Source organism: Allochromatium tepidum (assembly GCF_018409545.1).
GTDB lineage: Bacteria > Pseudomonadota > Gammaproteobacteria > Chromatiales > Chromatiaceae > Thermochromatium > Thermochromatium tepidum_A.
In genome coordinates this window covers 1,563,437-1,588,733 of sequence record NZ_AP024563.1, presented here as the reverse complement: position 1 = coordinate 1,588,733, position 25,297 = coordinate 1,563,437, and the positions used below count along the sequence as shown (strand labels likewise).

Sequence of the window (25,297 nt, the reverse complement as noted above, 5' to 3'; positions counted from 1 at the left end):
AAACAATGAATTACAGTGAGCATGAATGTGCTGAGCTTCGTAACTAATCAGGAAGTGATATGTATGGATCGTCCTTCGGGCGGCATGCATCAACCCTGCTGCTGCAACCACAGATCCAGAAGCGCGATCTGCCAGAGTTTGGAGCCGCGCAGGGGGGGGTGATGTGCGCTTCGGGCGCGGCGAGCAGGGTCTCGACATAGTCGGACTGGAACAGACCGCGTGCGCGCGCCGGGGAGGAATGCAGCAGATCGCGCATCATCTCCAGCACCGGCCCGCGCGGATACTTGAGCGCCGGCACGGGAAAATAGCCCTTGGGCCGGTCGATGACCTCGCTCGGGATGATCCGCCGCCCGATCGCCTTGAGCACGCCCTTGCCGTCGTCGCACAGCTTGTGCGCGTCCGGCATCCGTGCGGCCAGCTCGACCAGATCGTGATCGAGGAAGGGCACCCGCGCCTCCAGCCCCCAGGCCATGGTCATGTTGTCGACGCGCTTGACCGGATCGTCGACCAGCATGATCTGCTGATCCAGACGCAACGCCTTGTCGACCGGAGCCTCGGCGCCGGGGCGGGCGAAGTGCGCGGCGATGAAGGCGCGGCTGTGGTCCTCGCCGTGGAAACGCGGATCGACCGCGCGCCGGTATTCGTCCTGATCGCGGTCGCAGAAGGCGCGCGCATAGTCGGCGGACGGATCACGACTGCCGACCAGGGGCGGATACCAGTGATAGCCGGCGAACACCTCATCGGCGCCCTGTCCGCTCTGCACCACCTTGACGTGTTTGGAAACCTCGTGCGAGAGCAGATAGAAGCCGACGGCGTCATGGCTGACCATGGGTTCGGACATGGCGCGCACGCAGTTGGGCAGTTCGGGCAGCAGATGCACCGCCGAGTCGACCTGGATCTTGTGGTGCGTGGTGCCATAGTGACGGGCGATGATGTCCGAATACTGGAACTCATCGCCGACCTCGTCGCCGACCGTCTCGAATCCGACCGAGAAGGTGTTGAGTCCCTGTTGCCCCTGTTCGGCGAGCAGGCCGACGATCAGGCTCGAATCCAGCCCGCCCGAGAGCAGCACCCCGACATCGACGTCGGCGACCAGACGGCGGGCGACCGCTGTGCGCAGACTCGCCGGAATATCCGTTCCCGCCAGTCCTCGAAACTCAGACCGCGTTCTTCGGGGCGCGGCTCGAACACCGGCTCCCAATAGACCCGGTCGCGATGGCGCCCGTCGGGTTCGATGACGCGGAGGGTTGCGGGCGGGAGCTTGCGTACGCCGGCGAGGATGGTATGGGGCGCCGGCACCACGGCATGGAAGTGCATGTAGTGATGCAGCGCCACCGGGTCGATGTCGGTGTTCAGGCCGCCGCCGGCGAGCAGGGCCGGCAGCGTCGAAGCAAAGCGCGGACCGCCGGCGACCTCGGCGTAATAGAGCGGCTTGATGCCGAGCCGATCGCGCGCCAGCGTCAACCGGCCCGAATCGCGCTCGACGATGGCGAAGGCGAACATGCCATGGAAGCGCTCGACGCAGTCCGCACCCCAGGCATGGAACGCCTTGAGCACCACCTCGGTGTCGCCGTTTGAGAAGAAGCGATAGCCCTTGGCGCTCAGTTCTTCACGCAGGGCCTGGTAGTTGTAGATGCAGCCGTTGAAGGCGATCGACAGCCCGAGTTTGCTGTCGACCATGGGTTGGGCGGCGTGAGTGCTCAGATCGATGATGGACAGACGTCGGTGTGCCAGTGCTACCCGTCCCTGCTGCCAGGCGCCGTGCCCGTCGGGACCGCGTGGCTGCATCGAAGCGCTCATGGCGCTCAGGGCGTCGAGATCGACGGGGACATCATCGAAGCGGATCTCTCCGCAGAAACCACACATGGCACTCTCCTGAGTCTGTCGCGAAGACATCTGCGGTCGCCGACGACCCGAGCAAGTGCAGTCTCGATTCACTCTGGACGCGGTGAGTACGGATCGGTCGCCGATGACCGATCCATTCGTCCGCGGAGATAACCTTCGCGCTAATAAATCAGCGAATTGGTCAACATCCTACAGTAAAGCGCTCTTTGTTTCCAGGAAGGGGGGCTCAGGAAGCGAACACAATTGGCTATCGAACCGTTTCCCCAAGGGACTTCAAGGCATGATCCAGCCACTTGTGGGAAGCGGATGGCCAGATCCGTCCCATCGTATGGGACGCAACATTAATGCTGTACCGCCTCCTTCAGCGCGCTGACCGCCCACTGGTTGAGACTGACTCCGGACAGCTCGGCGGCCACCGCCATCGCGGCATGGGTTTCCGGATCGAGGCGTAGCAGCACGCGACCCGAGTAGGGTTTTTGTGCAGGGCGTCCGGTGCGGGCGCTGACCTCCAAATAATGATCGACGGTTTCATGGAAGGCCGTTTCCAACTCATCGACGGTGGTTCCGTGGAACACGGCGATGTCCTTGATTCCCGCCAGTCGCCCAACAAAGATCCGATCATCGGCGTCGTATTCGATGCGTGCGGCATACCCGCGATAGGTCATAGCGTTCATGGTTTGAACCCGGCGTGTTCGAGTAATTCGCGTACCGCTTTCACGCGGTATTTCAGGGCTTCTTTCTGAGGATGCGGGCGGTGAAAGTCGGCGCGTTGACCGTTGAGGAAAAAGGTCACGGCAGAGCCGGAGCCTTCGTGTTTGTCCGCACCGAGCGCTAACAACAAGGCTTCGATCTTGCGCCAGGGCAGGTTGCCGTTGACGGGGGTGGCGAAGATCGCCTCCAGGGTTTTCCGGTGCGTGCTGTTCATGGCGAAACAGTATCAAATACTGATAGCACGAACAATCCAGGGCGTTGTTTCAATCCACGCCCGACCTTGCGGCCGGGCGATGCAACCATCGTGCGCGGGACGCAACAGATAACGACAAGCTGTTTCTCGGCCTCCAGGTCTAGCTTCAGGCTTCGTAGCCCAGCACAGGCGCCAGCCAGCGTTCGGCCTCGGCGAGCGTCATACCCTTACGCTGTGCATAGTCCTCGACCTGATCGCGCTGGATGCGCCCGACGCCGAAATAACGCGCCTCTGGATGGGCGAAATACCAGCCCGAAACGGCCGCCGTGGGCCACATGGCATAGTTCTCGGTGAGCGTGAGGCCGATGCGCTGATCGGGTTCCAGCAGCGTCCAGAGCGTCCCCTTTTCGGTGTGATCCGGACAGGCGGCATAGCCGGGTGCCGGGCGGATACCCTGATATTGCTCGGCGATGAGTTCCTCGTTGGTGAGCTGCTCATCCGCCGCATAGCCCCAATAGCGGGTGCGCACCAGTTGATGCAGCCGCTCGGCGAAGGACTCGGCCAGCCGGTCGGCGAGCGCCTTGAGCATGATGGCGCTGTAGTCGTCGTGATCGGCCTCGAAGCGCGCCAGATGCTCCTCGATCCCCACCCCGGCGGTGACGGCGAAGGCCCCGATCCAGTCGGCGCGCCCGCTCTCGGCCGGGGCGATGAAGTCGGAGAGACAGAAGTTGGCCTGATGGCGTCCGCCATCGCGCGGCATCTGCTGGCGCAGGTTGTGCAGGGTCGCCAGCGGCTGGGTGCGCGCCTCGTCGGTGTAGAGCGCGATGTCATCGGCTCCAACCCCATTGGCCGGGAAGAAGCCCAGCACCGCACGCGCCTGGAGCCAGCGTTCGCTCACCAGCCGCTCCAGAAACGCCTGGGCATCGGCATAGAGCTTGCGCGCCTCCTCGCCGATGACCGCATCGTCGAGAATACCGGGGAAGTGCTTATGCGCCAGCTCCCAGGCACGGAAGAAGGGCAGCCAGTCGATGGTTCGGACCAGATCGGCGAGCGGATAATCGGGAATGGTCGCAATGACCGCATCACCCTGCGCCTGAAGCTGGGTGGCGAACGGCAGCTCGGTGAAGCCCTGGAATCCGATCTCGGGCCGCAGGATATGCGGCTTCGGCGGCTCATAGCCCGCCCAGTCGAGCGCCAATCGGTTGGCGCGCGCCTCGGCGATCGACACCGACTTGCGGGTCGTCGAACGCCCCTCGCGCTCGGCACGCAACCGCTCGTACTCCTCGGCGATGGCCGCCACATAGCCCGGACGCTGGGTCTCGCTCAGCAGACTGGAGACCACACCCACGGCCCGCGAGGCATCCGGCACATAGATGACCGGCGCCTCACGCTGGGGCGCGATCTTGAGCGCGGTATGCAGCTTCGAGGTCGTGGCCCCGCCGATCAGTAGCGGAACCTCCAGCCCCTGGCGCTGCATCTCCTTGGCCACATGCACCATCTCATCGAGCGAAGGCGTGATCAGCCCCGAGAGCCCGATCACATCGGCACCGACCTCGCGCGCACGCTGGAGGATGGTCTCGGTCGGCACCATGACCCCAAGGTCGATGACTTCATAGCTGTTGCACTGCAAGACCACAGCGACGATGTTCTTGCCGATGTCGTGCACGTCGCCCTTGACCGTGGCGATGAGGAATTTGCCGTTATTGCTCGCCTCGGCGCCGCTCTCGGCCTTCTCGGCTTCTAGGAATGGCTGGAGATAGGCCACCGCCTTCTTCATCACGCGCGCCGACTTCACCACCTGCGGCAGGAACATCTTGCCCTCGCCGAACAGGTCGCCGACGATGTTCATGCCGCGCATCAGCGGGCCTTCGATCACCTCCAGCGGACGCCCGAGCGCCTGACGCGCCGCCTCGGTGTCCTCGTCGATGAAGTCGGTGATGCCCTTGATGAGCGCATGTTCGATGCGCTTCTCGACCGGCCAGCCGCGCCATTCCAGATCGGCCTTGTTCTCGATGCCGCCGCCGTCGCCCTTGTACTTCGGGGCCAGATCGAGCAGTCGTTCAGTGCCGTCCGGACGCCGGTTGAGGATCACGTCCTCGACCGCCTCGCGCAACTCTTCCGGCAGATCGTCGTAGATGGCGAGCTGACCGGCATTGACGATGCCCATGTCCATGCCGGCCTTGACCGCATGGTAGAGAAAGACCGCGTGGATGGCTTCGCGCACCGGATCGTTGCCGCGGAAGGAGAAGGAGACGTTGGACACACCGCCCGAGACCAGTGCATGCGGCAGGGTGCGCTTGATCTCGCGCGTGGCCTCGATGAAATCGACCGCGTAGTTGTCGTGTTCCGCGATGCCGGTGGCGACCGCGAAGATGTTGGGGTCGAAGATGATGTCCTCGGGCGGGAAGCCGACCTGTTCGGTCAGCAGCCGGTAGGCACGGGTGCAGATCTCGATCTTGCGCGCCCGGGTGTCGGCCTGCCCCAGCTCGTCGAAGGCCATGACGATGACCGCCGCGCCATAGCGTCGGCACAGCCGCGCCTGTTGGAGAAACTTCGCCTCGCCCTCTTTGATCGAGATCGAGTTGACGATCGGCTTGCCCTGGACGCATTTGAGCCCGGTCTCGATCACCTCCCACTTGGAGGAGTCGATCATCACCGGCACCTTAGAGATCTCGGGTTCGGCGGCGACCAGATTGAGGAAGCGCTTCATGGCCGCGACCGCATCCAGCAGCCCCTCGTCCATGTTGACGTCGATGACCTGGGCGCCGTTCTCGACCTGCTCCTGAGCCACGCTGAGCGCGGTGTCGTAATCGCCTTCCTTGATCAGCCGCCGGAAACGTGCGGAGCCTGTCACATTGGTGCGCTCGCCGACATTGACGAAGAGAGAATCCGCGCCGATGTTACAGGGTTCCAGCCCCGAGAGCCGGCAGGCCGGAGCGATCTCGGGCCGGACGCGCGGGGCGATGCCGGCGACGGCCTCGGCGATGGCGCGGATATGATCGGGCGTGGTGCCGCAGCAGCCGCCGACGATGTTGAGAAAGCCGCTTCGCGCCCACTCGGCGATCTCTTCGGCCATCTCCTCGGGACCGAGATCATAGCCGCCGAGTTCGTTCGGCAGGCCGGCGTTGGGATGCGCCGAGACATGGGTCTCACTGATGCGCGCCATCTCCTCGACATACTGACGCAGCTCGAAGGGACCGAGCGCACAGTTCAGCCCGATGCTGATCGGCTCGGCATGACGCAGCGAGTTGTAGAACGCCTCGGTGGTCTGACCCGTCAGCGTCCGGCCCGATTGATCGGTGATGGTGCCCGAGATCATGATGGGGCGCTCGACCCCGTCCTCGTCGAACACCTGCTTGACCGCGAAGACGGCGGCCTTGGCGTTCAGGGTGTCGAAGATGGTCTCGATCAGGATCAGATCCGCGCCGCCTTCGATCAGGCCGCGCGTGGACTCGGCATAGGCGGCGACCAGGGTATCGAAATCGACGTTGCGCGCGCCCGGATCATTGACGTCGGGCGAGATGGAGGCGGTGCGGTTGGTCGGCCCGAGCACGCCGGCGACGAAACGCGGTTTCTCGGGCGTCGAGTATTCGTCGGCGGCCTCGCGCGCCAGACGGGCGGCGGCGACGTTGATCTCATAGGCGAGTGCTTCCATGCCGTAATCGGCCATGGCGATGCGGGTGGCGTTGAAGCTGTTGGTCTCGACGATGTCGGCGCCGGCGTCCAGATAGGCGCGATGGATGCCGCCGATCACGTCCGGGCGCGTGAGTACCAGCAGATCGTTGTTGCCCTTGAGGTCGCTCGGCCAGTCGGCGAAGCGCGCGCCGCGATAATCGGCCTCGGTCAGACCGTGGCGCTGGATCATGGTGCCCATAGCGCCGTCGAGAATGAGGATGGAACGCGCGAGGCGCTCGCGGATCAGAGCATTGGAATCAGTCATGGGGACTCACGGCTGGAAGAAGTCGAGCGCGTGGACGGCGCGGCGGCGAGCGGCGTGGATCTCTTTGGCCGGACGCTTGGGAGAATTCGCGCCACAGGCGCCTCTCAAAGGCGGGAACGATACCATGAGCACCGGTCTTTGTTCATGGCTTCGCGCCCAAAAGACCGTTCGTACACCAATTCACAGGCGTTCAAGGCGTGCCCTCGCAACCCGGTCGCGCTATGCTAATACGCCATCTCACAATCAAAAATGACGGTGCCCATCGAGGCTCGGGAAATCACAGCACCATGACCACCAATTCCAAGATCCTCGCTTTTACGTCGGTCTCGTTCAAGACCGGCGTCAGCTCACTCATCCTACTCGGGCTGGTGGGGTGCGATGGACTCGCACGCTTCAACACCAAAAAGGACGCGCCGCCGACCGAGTCCGTCGTCGCCGAAGAGTCGGCAGGAACAGCGGCGTCTCCGGGGGCCGCGACCGAGGCGCCGCCGGAAAAAGACCAAAAGATGTCGACTCCGCTCTATGAGTGGAAGGGCGATGGACGTAAGGTCACGCGCATCGTCGTCAACACCAATGAACAGAAAGCTCGTTTCTATTCGGGCGACGAAGAGATCGGTTGGAGCATGGTCGCCACCGGCATCTCCAAATATCCGACCCCGACCGGCCGTTTCCAGGTGACTGAGAAGGTCGAGAACAAGCGCTCGAATCTCTACGGCAAGGTCTATGGCAAGGGCGGTCGCGTCCTGCGCTCCAGCGTCAAGGTCGGGCGTGATCCCATCCCCGACGGCGGACGCTTCGAGGGCGCGCACATGCCCTTCTTCATGCGTTTGACCGAGGATGGCGTGGGCCTGCACGCCGGGCCGATCCCCAATCCGGGCCAGCCCGCCTCACATGGCTGTATCCGGATGCCGAGCAAGATCGCGCCTGTGGTCTTCCGTCATGTGTCGAACGGGACGCCCGTGACCATCGAGGGCAAGGGGCCGAGCTATGGCGATTATGTCGCCAAGCAGCGCGCCAATGCCGCACGCCGCGCTGAGGAGCAGCGGATCGCTGCACAGCGCGCCGCCGAGGCCGGGAAGGCGCAACAGGTCGCCCAGGCCGAGCCGGCGCCCGATACGGCCAGCCCGCCCACGGCTGAGGTCGGTGCCGCCGCACCCGAATCCCATGCCGTGGCGAAGGACGAAGCGACGTCGGCGGCTCGGACAGTCGATGCCACGAACGCGCGTGAGACGCGGATGCGTGAACCTGGGACTCAGCCGAAAACCGCTGCCCACGACACGAGCGCGCCTGCCGTGTCTCCGGAGACCACGACGGCGAAGCCATCCGAGCAGACGACCGTTGCGCCGACGCCTGGGGCCACTCAATCCGCACCAGCGACGCCGGATCCCACGCGGCCTTCGATCATCGAGAACGCTCCGCCGGCCGGAGGATCTCATTCATCGACTGGACACCCTGGGACACAACCGGCGGCGCCGACCGTTTCGCCCGAGGCAACGCCCCCGGCACCTAACAAGCCGGCACCCGAGATCCAGGAAGCCCCCACACCGGCTCCCAAGCCCGCTGCGGGTTCGGCGGAGACGAGTGCTCCCGCACCTCAACCGGCGCCGGTTCCGGCGCCCAAACCTGCTGAGCCGGCACCGAGTCCGGCGCCCGCCAAACCCGAACCGCCAGCGGCACCAGCGGCCGCGCCGGCCGGTAGCGCGACCTGATGAGCGACGAGTTCGCGCTCGATCCCGATCTCTGCCACTTGAACCATGCCGCCGTCGGCCCCTGGCCGCGGCGCGCGGTGGCGGCGGTGACGCGCTTCGCCGAGGAGAACGCGCGTCAGGGATCGCTCGACTATCCCGTCTGGCTCGCCGTCGAGCAGCGTCTGCGCGAGCGTCTGGCCTGGCTGATCGGCGCCGATCAGACCGCCGACATCGCCCTGGCCAAGAACACGTCGGAAGCGCTGTCGGTCATCGCGCACGGCCTGCCCTGGACGCCGGGGGACAGCATCGTCGGGATCGCCCAGGAGTTCCCCTCCAACCGGGTGGTCTGGGAGTCGCTGGCCGATCAGGGCGTGACCTGGCGCGCATTGGATCTGGACGGCTCCAGCGACCCCGAAGCCGACCTGATCGCGCTGTGCGACGACTCGACACGGATGATCGCCGTGAGCTGGGTGCAGTATGCCTCGGGTCTGCGGCTGGATCTGGAGCGGCTCGGCGCTTGGTGCCGGGCCAATGACGTCCTGCTGTGCGTAGATGCCATTCAGGGCTTGGGCGCCCTGCCCTTCGATCTCAAGCGTTTTCAGGCCGATTTCGTCGTCGCCGACGGGCACAAATGGATGCTCGGCCCCGAGGGGCTGGCGCTGCTCTATGTCCGCTCCGGACTGCGCGAACGTCTGACACTGCGCCAGTTCGGCTGGCACATGGTCGAGCATTCGGGCGACTTCGACCGCACCGACTGGACGCCCGCCAGGGACGCGCGCCGCTTCGAGTGCGGCAGTCCCAATCTGCTCGGGGCGCACGCGCTGGAGGCCAGTCTCTCACTGCTGGCCGAGATCGGGATGGACGAGGTCTGGCGCCGCTTGCAGGCACGGACAGCGCATCTCATCGCCCTGATCGATGCACGCGGATTCGAGCTGCTCACGCCGCGCGATGCCGAACGACGCGCTGGGATCGTCACCTTCCGCGTACCGGGCGAGTCGTCATCAAGGCTCTATTCGTCGCTCATGGCGCGGCGCGTACTCTGCGCCCAGCGTGGCGGCGGTATTCGTTTCTCGCCGCATTTTTATACACCGCTCGAAACACTGGAGCGCGCCATGTACATTCTCGACGAAATCCTTGAATGAGCGCTTGTCGAGTCAACCAAAGGGGACGCACAATAGCCCGTGCCTCGAATGAGGCCATAGAGGTGGCGACGTGAAATGGTACGGAATTCTCCTGGGCGCCATTCTCGGCACCCTGGTCGGAACCCTGATCGGCTATCTGCTGGTTCCGGCGATGTTGAAATGAGCGAATCCGCTCGATTTGGGAGTGACCGCCGATGAGGCCACTGAGGTACCGTGTCCGACCAGGCAGTTGGGAGACGGCGGGAGTGACGGTCATGGACGGCGGCGTCAATTTTTGCGTGCTGTCGCGCTATGCCGAGCGCATGCAGCTCCTGCTGTTCGAATGCGAGGAGAGCCCGGACCCCTATGAGGTGATCCGGCTCGACCCGCGCGTCAACCGCACCTTCTTCTTCTGGCACATCTTCGTCGAGAACCTGCCCGAGGGCACCTTCTACAACTGGCGTGCCGACGGACGGGCCGACCTGCGCCGGACCGGCAGCCGACTCGATGTCGAAAAGGCCCTGCTCGACCCCTGGGCGACCACCATCAGCGACCGCCTCTGGGACCGCGCCGCCGCCTCGCGCCCCGGCGACAACGTCGAGACCGCCATCCGCGGCCAGGTGCTGCGCGACGACTACGACTGGGAGGACGACAAGCCGCTGTTCATCCCGCTCAGTCAGGCGGTCATCTACGAGATGCACGTCGGCGGCTTCACCCGCCATCCCTCGTCCGGCGTGGCCCATCCGGGCACCTTCGCCGGCATCGTCGAGAAGATCCCCTATCTCAAGGAACTCGGCATCACCCATGTCGAGCTGATGCCGGTCATGGCCTTCGACGCCCAGGACGTGCCGCCCAAAACCGCCGGCCTGGGACTCGAAAACTACTGGGGTTACAGCACCCACAGCTTCTTCGCCCCGCATCCGGGCTTCGCCGTGAGCGCCGGCCAGGCGCGCGACGAGTTCCGCGACATGATCAAGGCGTTCCACAGGGCCGGGATCGGCGTGATCCTGGACGTGGTCTTCAACCACACCGCCGAGGGCGGCGCGGGCGGTCCGGTCATCAGCTTCAAGGCGCTCGGCAACGAGATCTTCTATCACCTCGACTTCGAGGATCGAAGCAAGTATCGCGACTACACCGGCTGCGGCAACACCATGAACTGCAATCACCCGCTGGTGACGCGGTTCCTAATCGATGCCCTGCTCTACTGGGTGCGGCGGATGCACGTCGACGGCTTCCGCTTCGATCTGGCCAGCGCGCTGGCGCGCGGCGAGGACGGCAACCCGCAGTACCACGCCCCGGTGCTCTGGGCGATCGAGCTCTCGCCCTCACTCAATCGCGCCCACATCATCGCCGAGGCTTGGGACGCGGCCGGACTCTATCAGGTCGGCGACTTCCCCGGCTATCGTTGGTCGGAGTGGAACGGTCGCTATCGTGACGTCATCCGCGGCTTTGTGCGCGGCGATCCGGGACTGGTCTCCGAGGTCGCCACCCGCCTGGCCGGATCCAGCGATATGTACGAGGGGCGCGGTCGGTTGCCGATGAACTCGATCAACTTCGTCACCTGTCACGACGGCTTCACCCTGTGCGATCTGGTCAGCTACGACCACAAGCACAACGAGGCCAACGGCGAGGACAACCGCGACGGTCACGACCACAACCTGAGCTGGAACTGCGGCTGCGAGGGACCGACCGACGACGCCGAGATCCAACGTTTACGGCGCCGGCAGGCACGCAACTTCATCAGTATCCTGATGCTGAGCCAGGGCGTGCCCATGCTGCTCTCAGGCGACGAGGTGTTTCGCACCAAGCGCGGCAACAACAACACCTATTGTCAGAACAACGAGCTGTCCTGGTTCGACTGGGGGCTGGTCGACAGCAACCGCGACGTCCTGGAGTTCGTGCGCGCCGTGATCGCGCTGCGCCGGCGTCATCCGGCACTGATGCGCGACCGCTTCCTGACCGGCAAGCCCGAGTACGGTCAGACCCTCCCCGACATCACTTGGCACGGCACCCGGCTCGACAAACCCGACTGGGACGATCCGACGAGCCGGGTGCTGGCCTTCACCCTGGCCGGCAAGATCGAGGACGAACCGCCGCTGCACGTCATGTTCAACATGGACAGTGTCGTTCACGACTTCGAGCTACCGGTCATCGCCGGTCGCGGCTGGTGTCTCGCGGTCGACACCCAGCCCGAGGGCGGACTGGTGGTGCCGCCCGAGGCGCAGCACCCACTGTCGCAACCGGAACGCTTCGCGGTCGGGGCGCATGGCGTGGTGGTGCTGGAGTCGCGTCCGGCATGAACCCTGCCGCGACTGGGCGAACGACAACCAACGGAGGACACTCGATATGCACATCGGCATGATCGGTCTGGGGCGCATGGGCGCCAACATGGTGCGACGCCTGCTGCGCGCCGGACATCAATGCGTCGTTTACAATCGCAACCCGGCCAAGGCTCAGGCCCTGGTCGACGCGGGCGCGATCGCCATCAGCGATCCGGCTGAGTTCCGCGCCCGACTGGAGCCGCCGCGCCATGTCTGGCTGATGATCCCGGCGGCGGCCGTGGGCGGCGTCATTGAGGATCTGATCCCGCATCTGGAACCGGGCGATGCCCTGATCGACGGCGGCAACTCGCACTATCGCGACGATCTGGTCCACGCCGAGCGGCTGCGTCCGCTGGGGCTGCATCTGGTCGACTGCGGCACCAGCGGCGGCGTCTGGGGCCTGGAGCGCGGCTATTGCCTGATGATCGGCGGCGAACCCGAGGTCGTCGAGCGGCTCGACCCGATCTTCGCCGCGCTCGCGCCCGGAGCCGGTGAGATCCCGCGCACGGCCGGACGCTCGGGTCCGCCGAGCCGCGCCGAACAGGGCTATCTGCACTGCGGACCCAATGGCGCCGGACATTTCGTCAAGATGGTCCACAACGGCATCGAATACGCGCTCATGGGCGCCTATGCCGAGGGCTTCAACCTCCTGCGCCACGCCGGCATCGGACGCGAGGATCGCGCCGGCGACGCAGAAACCGCGCCGCTCGCCCATCCCGAGCACTACCAGTACGACATCCCGCTCGCCGATGTCGCCGAGGTCTGGCGACGCGGCAGCGTCATCGCCTCCTGGCTGCTCGACCTGACGGCCAATGCCCTGCACGAGGATCCCCGGCTCAGCGCGTTCGGCGGCCGCGTCTCGGACTCGGGCGAAGGCCGCTGGACGGCGCTGGCCGCGATCGAGACCGGCACCCCCGCCCCGCTGCTGACCACGGCGCTCTACGAACGCTTCGGCTCGCGCGGCGAGGGCGATTTCGCCAATCAGCTCCTGTCGGCGATGCGCTATCAGTTCGGTGGGCACCACGAGAAACCCAAAGACTGAACGCACTGCAATGATCCCGACTTCGACGCCTGTCCCACTGATCCTCGCCTCGACTTCGCCCTACCGGCGTGCTCTGCTCGAACGGCTCGGTCTGCCCTTCTCCACCGCCGCACCCGATGTCGACGAGCACCGGCATCCCAGCGAGTCGCCGGCCGATCTGGTCCGGCGGCTCGCCGAGGCCAAGGCGCGCGCCGTGGCGCTGAACCATCCGGACGCGCTCATCATCGGTTCGGATCAGGTCGCCTGCCTGGACGATGCCATCCTCGGCAAGCCCGGTGATCACCAAACGGCCATCACCCAACTGGAGCGCGCCTCGGGCCGCTGCGTGCTGTTCCAGACCGGACTCTGTGTGCTCGACGCGCGGAGCGGACAGGTCCAAACCCTGGTCGAGCCGTTCCGGGTGCATTTCCGCGTGCTCAGCCGTGCGCGCATCGAAGGCTATCTCGAGCGCGAGCGTCCCTACGACTGTGCCGGCAGCTTCAAATCCGAAGGACTCGGGATCGCGCTCTTCGAGCGTCTGGAAGGCGACGATCCCGCCGCGCTCATCGGCTTGCCTTTGATTCGACTCATCCCCCTGCTGGAAGCCGCCGGTCTCTGCCCGCTCGGCTCTTGATCCCTTTTGATCGAATTAACGAAGGGGCGTCTTGCAAAACGGTTTTTCGTGGGCAAGACTTAATGTCAAACTCTAAAGACCCCTTCTAGGGTCAAGAATTTCCAAGGGGAATCCTCAGCAATGCGACCAAGTGCCCTGAACGTCAGGCTCGTTTGGGCCTTACCCGTTTCCGTCAGCCTGCTGCTCATGGCCGGCTGCGCGAGCAACAATCTCGAATCCCAGCTCGGCGACACAGGCCATTCGACTCAGCGCGATTACGGTGACTCGCACACCTTCCCCGTTCCAGCCGAGATCCAGGACAATGTGGACTTCTGGCGTCATGTCTATGGCGTCTGGAGCCTAAGTGAGGTCGCCATTCATGACGACGAGCATCTCGGTGTGATCTATGAAGTCACCCGGATTCCTGGACTCACTCAAGCCTCGTACAACCAACTCCAGCAATCCTGGCTGAAAGATCGCGTCGATCACTACCGATTTCGGCTCGCCGACCTGGAGCGGCGTGTGCGCAACAACCAGCCGCTGACCGCCGACGACAAGACGCTCCTGGCGAAATTCGATCGCGCCGGCGGGGTCGCGGCGCTCTATGGGGCCTCGGAGCGCGTCCGCGCCCAGCGCGGCATCCGCGAGAAGTTCCGCCGCGGCGTGGAGATCAGCGGACGCTACGATCGGATCTTCCGCGAGATCATGCGTCAGTACGGCTTGCCCGAGGATCTCGCCTATCTGCCGCACGTCGAATCCTCCTTCCAGTCCAACGCGCGCTCGAGCGCTGGCGCCAGCGGAATCTGGCAGTTCATGCCGGCGACCGGACGGCAATACATGACCGTCAATGGTCAGATCGACGAACGTTACGATCCGATCATCGCGGCGGAAGGCGCTGCTCGCTACCTGTCCGAAGCCCATCGACGCCTGGGCAGTTGGCCGCTGGCGATCACCTCCTACAACCACGGACAGGGCGGCATCGCCAATGCCAAGTCGCAACAGGGAGGCGACATCGGTCGTATCGTCAGGCACTACAAGGGATCGGCCTTCGGTTTCGCTTCACGCAATTATTACGCCGAATTCATCGCTGCCCGCGAAGTCGCCGGTCACCCCGAGCGTTATTTCCCCGAAGGGATTCGTTACGAGGAACCCTGGAGGTACGACAAGATCGTATTGCGCGACAGCATGCCCGTCGACCATCTGGCCCAGCACTACGGCACCTCCAAGCAGCAACTCGCCGAACTGAACCTGCACTGGCGCGACCCGGTGATCAAGGGCGACGGTCACCTGCCGGCCGGAACCACGGTCTGGCTCCCGGCCGGGACGACACGCCGGATCGCCAGTCAGCCCCCGGCCTATGCGCGTCCCGCCGCCGTCGCGCGCACCGAACCGGCCACCCGGCCCGCCGCAGCGACGCCTGCCGCGACCCGCACCGCCGTGGCCATGGCGACACCCGCAACCACACCGGTCGCTGCCGCCAAGGCGCCGGTCACGGCCGGAACCAAGACGCAGGCGCAACCTGCCGCCGCCAAGTCCAAGACCCGTTACCATGTGGTCCAGCCCCAGGAGACGCTCTATCGCGTCGCGGTCCAGAACGGAATCTCGGTCGAGGAATTGCGCAAACTCAACAAGATGCGCCCGGACGACAACAAGATCCTGCCCGGACAGAGACTCATCGTCGGCATCTGAACGCCGAAGATCACCCGAGACGGCGCAACCGCATGGAGACGAACCCGACCTGCAGATCGGCCTGGATCTCGACGGGGATGCGATGGTCGTCGCTGAGCCAGAGGCAGGAGCGTGGACAGCACGTCGCGAATCTGTCCGAGTTCATGGGTTCGCGTCTCGCGCTCGACGTCCCGCCCATCGCTCGACCTGAGCGTTGGGTTCGCGTCTTCCGGCTCCTCAGCGCGTCAGGCCATCGATCCGGTTCAGGAGGGCATCGAGCACGGGCGCGAGCTTGCGGCGCATGAGCGTACCCTGGGTGGTCGGGTCGGACAGCAGCGGTCGGATCAGAGCATAGCCCACACCGGACAGAAAGCGCATGGCCTGGAGTTCGGCGCGACAGTCGGGGCAGACGCGCGCCAGTTCGAGTCCGCGCGGATCGGCGGACGGGAAATCCTCGGCGTCCCGGCTCAGGGCGTCGAGTCCGAGATCGGGATCGCCCTCGGGACGCACGGGTGCGAAGGTCGTGCGCAGACAGTCGAGCACGGCGAGCAGGACGTCCTGATTGGGCGGTTTGTCGAGAATCCGCGCCACGGTCTTGAGATAGCCCTGACCGGCGGGTGTGTGGAGTCGCTCCAGGAGGCGCGCGACCGGATCGGCGTCGGCGGCCAGTGACCTCAGCGATTCCGGGACCGGGCGTGCCGGCCCGACCTCCGGCCAGTCGTCGAAACCGGCACGCAGAAACCCCACCAGCCAAGCCGGCTTGTGTGCCGCGCGCGTCCAGAGATCGCGCCGCCGTTCGTCGTCGAGCAATCCAGGTTGCAGGATCAGCCGCACGCTCTCCATCATCGCCTCAGAGTCGGTCTCGAACGGCAGATACTGGAGCAGATACTCAGCCAGGATCGGCCCCATGCGCCCATCGCGCACGCGCACATTGGCCAGCATCCGGCGCGCGTTGCCGGCGTCCTCCATCGCCCACCAGGCACGGCGTGCCAGCTCGTCGGTCAGTCCGGGCGAGCCGACGGCGGCGACTACGGCTTCCGGCTCGCCGAGCAGCAGCAGTTGCGCCAGACTCTCGTCGCGCATCTGCCCCAGACGGGTCCAGCGGCTGAGATAGACCGGATAGCCGCCGGGCGAACCCAGCACATGCCCGGAGATGAGTTCGCGCACCTGACGCAGATAACGCTCGGGCGCGGTGTTGGGATTGAGCTGGACGCTCGACTCGCCGCGCTCGGTCAGACCCCGGACCCGCATCCGGCCCTCGTCGATGCGGATGGCCAGCGGTTGGCCGGCCAGCAGGACATGGAGCCGCAGACTGTCCTCGTGACTGAGATCCATGATCGGGACGCACGCTCAACCGTCGCTCGGCGGACGATAAGTCGGATCCTTGGGATTGAGGAAGATGAAGTGGAACTGCCCCGGCTCCAGCTCGACATAGTCCATGGTCGCTTGATCGAGCAAGGGAACGGACTCAGGCGCGATCACGATCTCGACGCCCTCGCTGTTGACTCGAATGTCGTCATCGGTCAGATCGTCGAATCCCATCCGGTAGTCGATGCTGCCGTCGGGATTCCGGCCGGCGGCCAGACGCAGGCACATGCCCTCGGTACCGCCTTGTTTGGCCGCCTTGAGGACTTGCTCGGCGGCGGCGGGTGTCAGCTTGAACATCGTCAGACCCCTCTCGAACCGTGTCCGGCGGACATGGCTCAAGGTTGAAATGAACCGCAGGCCGCGCGCCGTCAAAGCGTGCGACGAATCTGAGCCAGAAACCGATCGGTCCAGCGATTACCGCCCACGGCGCGCAGATGGCTGTAACAGGCGAACAGATTACCCTGGACGATGCCGTCGTGCGAGCCGTCGATACCGGCGCCCCGATGGACGGCGTAGCCATAGCGCCAGCCGGGGTCCGGTTCCAGGATCGCCGAGTGATGGAACTCGTGAGCGGCGATCTCGGCGGGCGGCTCGGCGTCCAGACGCGGCCAGGGAAACGCCTCGGTTTCACTCAGACACACATAGCCGCGGCCCTGTGGACGGTCGCACATCTCGACATCGGCATCGAGGGCGCCGACCATGGAGCGCCGCTCGCCCTTCCAGCACAGCCGCGAGCACAGATACATGAGGCCGCCGCACTCGGCATACAACGGTCGACCCTCGGCGACGAAGTCGCGGATGGCCTGACGCATCAGCCGATTGTCTTCCAGCTCGGCCATGCGGTACTCGGGGAAGCCGCCGCCGATGAAGAGTGCGTCGACGTCGGGCAGCGTGCTGTCGGAGATCGGGCTGAAGGGCACCAGCTCGGCCCCGCCGGCGGCGAGCGCGCGCAGATCGTCGGGATAGTAGAACCCGAAGGCGGCGTCGCGGGCGATGCCGATGCGTACCAGATCGCCGGTCGGCGCGGGTTCGAGGATGGAGACCGGCTCGGGCTGAGGACAGGAGGCCCGTTCGGCGATCGCGAGCAACCGGTCCAGATCGACCTGATCGGCGATCCGGGCGCGGATGCGCTCGATCCGGACCTCGGCGTCCTCGGTCTCATTGCTCGGCATCAGACCCAGATGACGCTCGTCGATGCCGATCTCGTCATTACGGCGCAGCAGACCCAGCACCGGCAGATCGGTGTAGTGCTCGACGACCCGTACCAGATTCTCGCCATGCCGCCCGCCCCCGACCTTGTTCAGGATCACGCCCACGATCTCGAGTTCCGGATCGAACGCCAGATAGCCCTGGAGCAAGGGCGCGATCCCGCGCGCCAGACCATGACAGTTGACCACCAGCACCACGGGCGCGCCGATCAGCTTGGCCAGTTCGGCGTTGCTGTGCGCGCCGTCGAGCCGAGTGCTGTCGAACAGCCCGACATTGCCCTCGATCAGCCCCAGATCGGCCGTGCCCAGCTCGCGGGCGAAGGCCGAGCGGATCTCGGACTCGGACATGGTGTGGAAGTCGAGATTGAAACAGGAACGCCCGGCCGCCTGACCGAGCCACAGCGGATCGATGTAGTCCGGCCCCTTCTTGAACGGCTGGACGGCCAGACCGCGCCGCGTGAACTCCCGACAGAGACCGATCGAGAGCGTGGTCTTGCCGGAGGACTTCTGCGGCGCGGCGATATAGATCTGAGCCATCTCAGACCGGCTTGGCGAAGGGTGCCGCGTCCAGCGTCTCCTCGTCCGGCGCGACCACGTCGTCGGCCAACGACTCGGGCATGAATTGCAGCACCCGCACGCCGACCGCCGTGATCAGCAGCGCCACGGCCACGCCGCCGACGCCGAGCAGGATCTCGGGGATGGTCGGCCAGTAGGGCGCGGCGGCGCCGTTGACGCCGTCGGCGAAGCCGGATTCCAGGATGGTGTGTCCGGGGAACAGCGCCATCGGGAATGCCTGGCTGCCGATGATGATGACATACAGGGCCGAGAAGCCGCCGACGATGACCAGGGCGCAGGCGCCGATGATCCACTCGCGCTTCCGGCTCAGCACCGGATGATAAAGGATCCACATGGGTACCAGACTGCCGACCAGGATCCAGCCGACCCAGAACAGGAAGGTATAGATCCCGCCGCTGAGCAGCAACCAGTGCTCCAGGCCGTCGTTCTTGGCCATGTAGAGATTGGTCAGGTGATAGATCAGCGTGAAATAGAGCGCAATGCCGATGAAGAGCGCCAGCAGATTGCGCAACCGGCGCATCATGCGCGGGCCGATCGGGCGTCCCTCTTCTTCGAAGCCGAACATGAGCACCAGCATGAACACCGCCAGCCCATAGGCGAAGGACAGCGACACGAACATCGGACCGAGGATGGCCGCATCATAGGCCTGACGCGCCACCAGGAAGCCGAAGATCGAGCCGGTACCCGTGGTCAGCGCCAGACGCCAGACCAGCGCCAGAATGCCGATCGGATAGTTGAACGGCCCGCCCTGACGGTCGGCCATCGACCACAGATAGGCGATGACGATGGCCATGAAGCCGGTATAGAGGAAGATGTTCCAGGCGAAGATCGAGCTGAAGTTGTAGTTGGTCATGGCCACGATCAGACGCTCCGGGCGCCCGAGATCCATGACCAGCACCAGCAGACCGCCCATCAGCATCGCCACCGCCAGCAGCCCCGAGAGCCGGCCGAGCGGTTTGTAGATCGGTTTCCTGAACACGGTGCCGATCGAGGCGATGTTGAGCGCCCCCGAGGCCGCGATGATGAGGAAGACCGCGAACACATGCGGCATCCCCCAGACCACCGAGTTGTTCATCCCGCTGACCCAGTGACCCTCGTGTTCCATGTAGCCGAATGAGAGCGCTGCGATCCCGATCAGGGCCGCCAGGAAGCCCAGCAGACTCCAGTAACGCTCGGGCGGAATCCGCCATTCGCGATAGACGACTCGTTTCATTTCGATGAACCCCCGGCCTCGCCTCGGTACGCGAAGGCTGAAAAGTGGACTCAGACGCCGGCGTAACGCACGCCCGTGTTCAACACCAGATCCTCGCGGATCTGACGGCTCGGGATCTCGCGCAGACGTTGGCTGATGGCGCTGTCGGGATCCTTGAGATCGCCGAAGACGATGGCCCCATGCCCTTCCTGTGCGCAGGCATCGACGCAGGCGGTCGACTCCTCGCCGTGGTCACGCCGGTGCACGCACAGATTGCAGCTCTCGACACAGCCCTTGCCGCGCGGCACGGCGGTCAGTTGTCCACTCGTATTCTGATGGATGAAGCTGCGCGCCTTGTAGGGACAGGCCATCATGCAATAGCGGCAGCCGATGCACAGATGCCGGTCGACCATGACGATGCCGTCGGCGCGTTTGAAAGAGGCGCCGGTCGGGCAGACGTCGACACAGGGCGGATGCTCGCAGTGCTGGCACATCATGGGCAGATTGGTGATGCGCCCGGTCTGGTTGTCCTGGAGCTTGACCTTGCGGATCCAGACCGACTTCTGGTGCTCCCACTTGGACTCGGAGCCGTGCGGTTCCTGGAGATCCAGGCCGTTTTCACGGTCGCAGGCGTCGACACAGGCCGAGCAGCCGTCGGCGCACTTGGCGGTGTCGATCAACAGGCCCCAGCGCACCGAATCCGTGACCGGCTCGCTGCGCGGAGCGGCCGCGACGCTGTGCAGAAAGACGCCCGGAGCCACCAGCGCGGCGGCGCTCAGTCCGGCCGCCGTGCCGATGAAGCCGCGACGCCCGGCGTCGACAGTCGAAGCCGGGGTCTCGTCGGACGTAGAGGCGATGCGGGTTGCGTTCTCGTTCATCGTTCACCGGCCTCCCTGTGGAGGCGTGCTCGCGACCCGTCCCACGACACCGGCGGCGCGATGCGCCGCCTCGGCATCGGCGCCGGGCCGGTTGGGCACGGAGGCGTGACAGTCGAAGCAGTTCAGATCCACGGCGGCATAGTTGTGACAGGCCCCGCAGAATTGATCGGGCTGGTCGATCGGGCGGGGATTACGGTTCTCGTCGTAACTGATGTGACAGTCGACACAGCCGGTGAGGCTGTACTTGGTGCCCCGGATGCCCTCGTGGACCGTGGAGATGCGCTGGTGCTTGATGAATTCCATGTGCATGCGGCGCATCCGCTCGGTCGGTTCGACGCAGGACTCCCGCTCGGCGGCGGGCGAACCCTCGACCACGTATCGCTTGACCCCATCGGCCAGGGCGGTGTCGGCGGCGAGCGCCACCCACACCAGACCCAGCGTCAGCAGGCCGGCTCTGACTACGGCTTTGACCATCGACGCCTCCAGGGGCCTCACTCGCCCAGACCCATCTTGATGTAGCCGGTCGGACAGACGTCGGCACAGATATGACAGCCGATGCACTTGGCGTAGTCGGTGGCGACATAGCGGCCGGTGGTGCGCTCGGACTTGTCGACGCGATAGACGGCATCCTGCGGACAGAAGATGACGCAGTTGTCGCACTCGAAGCACAGACCGCAGCTCATGCAGCGCTTGGCCTCGTCGATCGCCTCGGCTTCGGTCAGACCGATGACGCGCTCGCGGAAGTGGCCCAGCACTTCTTCGGCGCTCGGCACCTCTTCCTTGCGCAGATTGCGCGGCACATAGTTGAAGTGCCCCAGGAACAACTCTTCGTGCGAGATGACCTCGGCGCCGGAGCGATCCTCGTAGTTGTGGATCGCATAGTTGGCATCCGAGGTTCCGCGCATATCGCCGGCCTGACCGGCGACGAAGGACTCAGGCGCCAGATGGGCTTCGGTGAGCTTGTCGAGCAGGTTGAAGTGGTGCACGTCGACTTTCGGACGGCGCTTGTACTCGGCCTGCATCACATAGGCGTCGATCGAGTCGGCCGCGATCCAGGCCTGACCGATGGCGGTGGTCAGCAGGTGCGGACGGATGATGTCGCCGGCGACGAAGTGACCCGCCTTGCCCGGTACCTGATAGAACTTGTCGGAGTCCATCAGACCGCGCCCGTTGTCGAACTGCTCCAGACCCGAGAGGTCGCCGCCCTGCCCGATCGCCGAGACGATCAGGTCGGCCTCGAGCACGCGCTCGGTGCCCTCGACCGGAGTCGGACGACCGTCGGTCATGGTGCAGTCGGCAACCTTCAGCCCAGTGGCACGGCCATTGGCGTCCTTGATGACCTCGACCGGCATCACGCCGTCGAGGATGGTCACACCCTCGCGGGTTGCGTCGTCGACCTCGTGCTCGGAGGCGGTCATCTTGTCGCGGGGGAAGAGCGAAGTCAGCGTGACCTCGGCGCCCTGAGCGGCGGCGGCGCTGGCCGTGTCATGGGCGAGATAGCCGTCGCGAATGACGGCTTCCGGCAGCTCGTTCGGATGCGTCTTGTCTATATGACCGAGACGACGCGCGACCGAGACCACGTCGATCGAGGTGTCGCCGCCGCCGACGCAGACGACCTTGCCGGCCGTGACCTTCAGGCGGCCTTCGTTGAACGCCTTGAGGAAGGCGACACCCGTGACACAGTTGGGCGTGCCCTCCCAGCCCGGAACCGGCAGACCGCGACCGCTCTGACAGCCGATGGCCCACAGAATGGCGTCATAGTCCTTTTCGAGCTGCTCGACCGTGACATCCGTGCCGATGCGGGTCTTGAGCTTGACCTCGACCCGGCCCATGTCAATGATGCGCTGGATCTCGGCGTCGAGCTTGTCGCGCGGCACGCGATAGCCGGGGATGCCGAAACGGAACATGCCGCCCAGACCGTCGTTGGCCTCGAAGATGGTGCAGCTATGCCCCTTGCGGCGCAGTTGATAGGCCGCCGCCAGACCCGCCGGCCCGCCGCCGACGATGGCGATGCGCTTGCCGGTGTCGAGATCGGGCGCCTCGAAGGTGTAACCATTGGCGATGGCGGTGTCGCCGATGAACTGCTCGACCGAGTTGATGCCGACGAAGTCTTCCAGCTCGTTGCGATTACAGCCGTCCTGACAGGGCGCCGGACAGACGCGGCCCATCATCGCCGGGAAGGGATTGGCATCGGTGGAACGACGGAAGGCATACTCTTTCCAGTCCATGCCCTGCGGCGGCTTTTCCATGCCGCGCACGATCTGCAGCCAACCGCGGATGTCCTCGCCCGACGGACAGCTCCCCTGACAGGGCGGCGTCTTGTGGACATAGGTCGGACACTTGTGGGAGCGGTCCTGATTGAAGATCTTATCGGTCAAGTTGTCCCAGACGTGGTTGCCGTCCTCGAATCGACGCCAGGTCGGCTTCATCTTCATCTCGTCGCTGGAAGTCGCCATCTCAATCGTTCTCCGTACCAGTTGAACCCTGACGCGGGGATCAGGGGATTCGTATCAGGTTCCGATGGCCCCGGTCAGGCCGCCTCGTCTGTTTCTTCTTCGTCGTTCGGATCGTCCGGGTCCGGCTCGTCATCGTCCTCATCCTCGTCATCCGGCCCGGGCGTGAGCACGATGGCGTTGGAGACGAGCTGATGCAGGCTGACGATCTGGTCCATGTCCAGGCCGTAATAGGGCAAGACCTTGGTGAACTGACTCTTGCAGATGGCGCAGATGGTGGCCATGTGCGTCACGCCCTTCTCCTGCATCACGTTGTTGAGCGCATCGACGCGCGGCTTGGCGCCCTTGACGCGCAGCTCCATGAGATCGTCGGTCAGCAACCCACCGCCGCCGCCGCAACAGAAGGTGCGGTCGCGGATGGTGTCCTCGTCCATGTCGTAGAAGTTGTTGCAGGTCGCGCGGATGATGGCGCGCGGGATCTCGAACTGACCGCCCGGGGTGTTGCCCATACGCGAGGCGCGCGCGACGTTGCAGGAATCGTGATAGGTCAGAACCTTGTCGTCGTTCTCGCTCTTGTCGAGATTGAGCTTGCCCTGCTGGATCAGCTCATAGGTGAACTCGCAGATGTGCTGCGGCACCGGATAGCGCGGGTCGAGGAAGTCCCAGGGTCCGGCCAGCGTATTCAGGAACGAATAGGCCACGCGCCAGGCATGTCCGCACTCGCCGAAGACGATGCGCTTGACCTTGAGCTCGATCGCCGCCTCGCGGATGCGCTGGGCCAACCGGCGCATGTTGTCGTAGGAGCCGATGAACATGCCGAAGTTGGCCGCCTCGGACGCATAGGAGCTCAGGGTCCAGGAGACGCCCGCCTCGTGGAACACCTTGCCGTAGCCGATCAGGCCGTCGACGTGCGGCTCGGCGAAGAAGTCGGCTGAGGGGGTGACGAGCAGGATCTCGGCACCGACCTGATCGATGGGGTACTTCACCCGCACGCCGGTGTCGTCGTAGACGTCCTCTTCCAGCCCTTCGAGCGTGTCCTCGAGCGCCGGTCCCGGCAGACCCAGGTTGTTGCCGATCTTGTAGACCTTGCCGATGATCTCGTTGCAGTACTTCTGGCCGACGCCGATCGAGTCCATGATCTCGCGCGCGGCCATGGAGATCTCGGCCGTATCGATGCCGTAGGGACAGAACACCGAACAGCGCCGGCACTGCGAACACTGATGGAAATAGCTGTACCAGTCGTTGAGCACTTCCTCGGTGAAGTCCTCGGCTCCGACCAGCTTAGGGAACAGCTTGCCGCTCAGGGTGAAATAGCGCCGGTAGACCTTGCGCATCAGATCCTGACGCGCGACCGGCATGTTCTTGGGATCGCCGGTGCCGAGGAAGTAATGGCACTTGTCGGTGCAGGAGCCGCACTTGACACAGGCGTCCATGTAGACGCGCAGTGAGCGGTACTTGCCCAGCAGCTCGCCCATCTTGTCGATGGCCCTGGCCTGCCAGTCCTCGACCAGCTCGCCGGGGAAACCGAGCGGGGTCTGGAATTCTTCGCGCGACTTGAAGGGCGCGCTGTGCGCCATGGCTCCGGGCGTGATCGGCGGAACCTCGGTGTATTGGGTCAGTTCTGGGACTTCGAACGTTGCCTTGGCCATGGATCAACCTCTGTAAGCGGACGACTGGGGCGCTCGAATCACGGGGCTCATGACTGTTCGAGCTTCCTGGCCCAGGGCGCGATGTGACGCCGTTCGCGCGGGTTGTCGACCTGGTTGCGCGTCGGGCTGAAGAAGAGTCCGGGCATGTGCAGCAGCTTGCTGTAGGGGAAGATGATCATGAGCAGGGCCACCAGGAACAGATGCAGCAGCAGCAGCGGGTCGGCCGGCAGCGGCTGGATGTCGTAGCTGTAGAGCCCCTGGAAGAAGTGCTTGATCTCGACCACGTCGACATGGAAGACGAACTTCATCAGCAGTCCGGTGCAGCCGATGGCGATCAGCAGGCCCAGGATCAGATGGTCCGAGGTCGAGGTGATGTACTTGACGCGGTCGACCAGGAAGCGCCGCGCCCAGAGTCCGGCCAGCCCCAGGATCATGGCGATTCCGCCATAGATGCCGAACGGCTGGACGAGTTGAATCGGGAACCACACGGGTTCGATGAAATAGCGCAGATGGCGCAGCGTGACCAGCAGCAGGCCGAAATGGAACATCCAGCCGAAGACCCAGGTCCACTTGTTGCCGCGAAACAGGCTCTCGAACAGGACGACCTCACGCATCATCCTGAGAACCACACCGCGTCCGGTCGTCGGCGCCGGGGTGGTCGGGATCTTCAGCGGCGCCGGCGTGCGGGCGTACTGAATGATCTTGCGAGCCAGACCCGCCACGAGCACGAAGGCGGCGAAATAGAACAGGAAGGCATAGAAGTTCGTCAGAAACGCCATGTTTCCGCACCCTCGGTGGAGCTTGATGGAATCCGGCGCGCCGCCGGCTCACAGGGAACCGCGCGCGCCGGAC

The 25,297-nt window shown here is 64.9% G+C and carries 19 protein-coding genes and 1 pseudogene; 6 read left to right on the top strand and 14 right to left on the bottom strand.

Annotated elements, in window-relative coordinates; translation table 11 throughout:
* Positions 1-89: 89 nt before the first annotated feature.
* The 4 genes and pseudogenes from Atep_RS07655 to metH all read right to left on the bottom strand — a co-directional run bounded on the left by Atep_RS07655 (position 90) and on the right by metH (position 6,689).
* Positions 90-1,866 (bottom strand): annotated as a pseudogene (locus tag Atep_RS07655) (N-acetylglutaminylglutamine amidotransferase).
* Positions 1,867-2,186: 320 nt separating this feature from the next.
* Entirely contained in the window at positions 2,187-2,519 is a 333-nt protein-coding gene (locus Atep_RS07650) for a type II toxin-antitoxin system HicB family antitoxin (RefSeq protein WP_213381290.1), read from the bottom strand.
* The gene (locus Atep_RS07645) at positions 2,516-2,770 is read right to left on the bottom strand and encodes a type II toxin-antitoxin system HicA family toxin (RefSeq protein WP_213381289.1); all 255 of its coding nucleotides are present in this window, start codon (positions 2,768-2,770) and stop codon (positions 2,516-2,518) included. The genes Atep_RS07650 and Atep_RS07645 overlap by 4 nt, the downstream gene beginning before the upstream one ends.
* 145 nt (positions 2,771-2,915) lie before the next feature.
* Entirely contained in the window at positions 2,916-6,689 is a 3,774-nt protein-coding gene (gene metH / locus Atep_RS07640; protein WP_213381288.1) for a methionine synthase, read from the bottom strand.
* A gap of 287 nt (positions 6,690-6,976) precedes the next feature.
* Here metH and Atep_RS07635 point away from each other — a divergent pair, with 287 nt between their 5' ends.
* The 6 genes from Atep_RS07635 (at position 6,977) to Atep_RS07610 (ending at position 15,142) form a co-directional block, all read left to right on the top strand.
* Positions 6,977-8,398, top strand: a complete 1,422-nt coding sequence (locus Atep_RS07635) for a L,D-transpeptidase family protein (RefSeq protein ID WP_213381287.1) — start codon at positions 6,977-6,979, stop codon at positions 8,396-8,398.
* Positions 8,398-9,519, top strand: a complete 1,122-nt coding sequence (locus tag Atep_RS07630; RefSeq protein WP_213381285.1) for an aminotransferase class V-fold PLP-dependent enzyme — start codon at positions 8,398-8,400, stop codon at positions 9,517-9,519. Before Atep_RS07635 ends, Atep_RS07630 begins: the two co-directional genes overlap by 1 nt.
* A gap of 194 nt (positions 9,520-9,713) precedes the next feature.
* Positions 9,714-11,798 carry a glycogen debranching protein GlgX gene (gene glgX, locus Atep_RS07625; protein ID WP_213381284.1) on the top strand — a complete coding sequence of 695 codons (2,085 nt, stop codon included), beginning with the start codon at positions 9,714-9,716 and terminating at the stop codon, positions 11,796-11,798.
* 46 nt (positions 11,799-11,844) lie between these two features.
* The gene (gene gnd / locus Atep_RS07620; protein WP_213381283.1) at positions 11,845-12,861 is read left to right on the top strand and encodes a phosphogluconate dehydrogenase (NAD(+)-dependent, decarboxylating); all 1,017 of its coding nucleotides are present in this window, start codon (positions 11,845-11,847) and stop codon (positions 12,859-12,861) included.
* 10 nt (positions 12,862-12,871) lie between these two features.
* Positions 12,872-13,474 carry a Maf family protein gene (locus Atep_RS07615; RefSeq protein WP_213381282.1) on the top strand — a complete coding sequence of 201 codons (603 nt, stop codon included), beginning with the start codon at positions 12,872-12,874 and terminating at the stop codon, positions 13,472-13,474.
* A 120-nt stretch (positions 13,475-13,594) separates the two neighbouring features.
* The gene (locus Atep_RS07610; RefSeq protein ID WP_213381281.1) at positions 13,595-15,142 is read left to right on the top strand and encodes a LysM peptidoglycan-binding domain-containing protein; all 1,548 of its coding nucleotides are present in this window, start codon (positions 13,595-13,597) and stop codon (positions 15,140-15,142) included.
* Positions 15,143-15,152: 10 nt separating this feature from the next.
* On the opposite strand, the gene Atep_RS16605 is transcribed toward Atep_RS07610, so the two are convergent.
* The 10 genes from Atep_RS16605 to Atep_RS07565 form a co-directional block, all read right to left on the bottom strand.
* Positions 15,153-15,287 carry a DUF3108 domain-containing protein gene (locus Atep_RS16605; RefSeq protein WP_236786620.1) on the bottom strand — a complete coding sequence of 45 codons (135 nt, stop codon included), beginning with the start codon at positions 15,285-15,287 and terminating at the stop codon, positions 15,153-15,155.
* A 71-nt stretch (positions 15,288-15,358) separates the two neighbouring features.
* Complete coding sequence (locus tag Atep_RS07605; RefSeq protein ID WP_213381275.1) at positions 15,359-16,456, bottom strand: sulfur reduction protein DsrS; 1,098 nt, start codon at positions 16,454-16,456, stop codon at positions 15,359-15,361.
* 15 nt (positions 16,457-16,471) lie between these two features.
* Positions 16,472-16,786, bottom strand: a complete 315-nt coding sequence (locus Atep_RS07600) for a HesB/IscA family protein (RefSeq protein ID WP_213381273.1) — start codon at positions 16,784-16,786, stop codon at positions 16,472-16,474.
* Positions 16,787-16,857: 71 nt separating this feature from the next.
* Positions 16,858-18,234, bottom strand: coding sequence for a cobyrinic acid a,c-diamide synthase CobB (locus Atep_RS07595; protein ID WP_213381271.1), 1,377 nt, complete (start codon positions 18,232-18,234; stop codon positions 16,858-16,860).
* Between the two features lies 1 nt (position 18,235).
* Entirely contained in the window at positions 18,236-19,486 is a 1,251-nt protein-coding gene (nrfD, locus tag Atep_RS07590; protein WP_213381270.1) for an NrfD/PsrC family molybdoenzyme membrane anchor subunit, read from the bottom strand.
* 50 nt (positions 19,487-19,536) lie between these two features.
* Positions 19,537-20,343 carry a sulfate reduction electron transfer complex DsrMKJOP subunit DsrO gene (gene dsrO / locus Atep_RS07585; RefSeq protein ID WP_213381268.1) on the bottom strand — a complete coding sequence of 269 codons (807 nt, stop codon included), beginning with the start codon at positions 20,341-20,343 and terminating at the stop codon, positions 19,537-19,539.
* Positions 20,344-20,346: 3 nt separating this feature from the next.
* On the bottom strand, positions 20,347-20,817 hold the full coding sequence (locus tag Atep_RS07580) for a sulfur reduction protein DsrJ (protein ID WP_213381267.1): 471 nt from the start codon (positions 20,815-20,817) through the stop codon (positions 20,347-20,349).
* Between the two features lie 17 nt (positions 20,818-20,834).
* On the bottom strand, positions 20,835-22,799 hold the full coding sequence (locus tag Atep_RS07575) for an NAD(P)-binding protein (protein WP_213381266.1): 1,965 nt from the start codon (positions 22,797-22,799) through the stop codon (positions 20,835-20,837).
* Positions 22,800-22,873: 74 nt separating this feature from the next.
* Positions 22,874-24,445 (bottom strand): sulfate reduction electron transfer complex DsrMKJOP subunit DsrK, encoded by a 1,572-nt coding sequence (gene dsrK, locus Atep_RS07570; RefSeq protein ID WP_213381265.1) that lies wholly within the window; start codon positions 24,443-24,445, stop codon positions 22,874-22,876.
* Positions 24,446-24,492: 47 nt separating this feature from the next.
* On the bottom strand, positions 24,493-25,224 hold the full coding sequence (locus Atep_RS07565) for a respiratory nitrate reductase subunit gamma (RefSeq protein ID WP_213381261.1): 732 nt from the start codon (positions 25,222-25,224) through the stop codon (positions 24,493-24,495).
* Between the last annotated feature and the right edge of the window lie 73 nt (positions 25,225-25,297).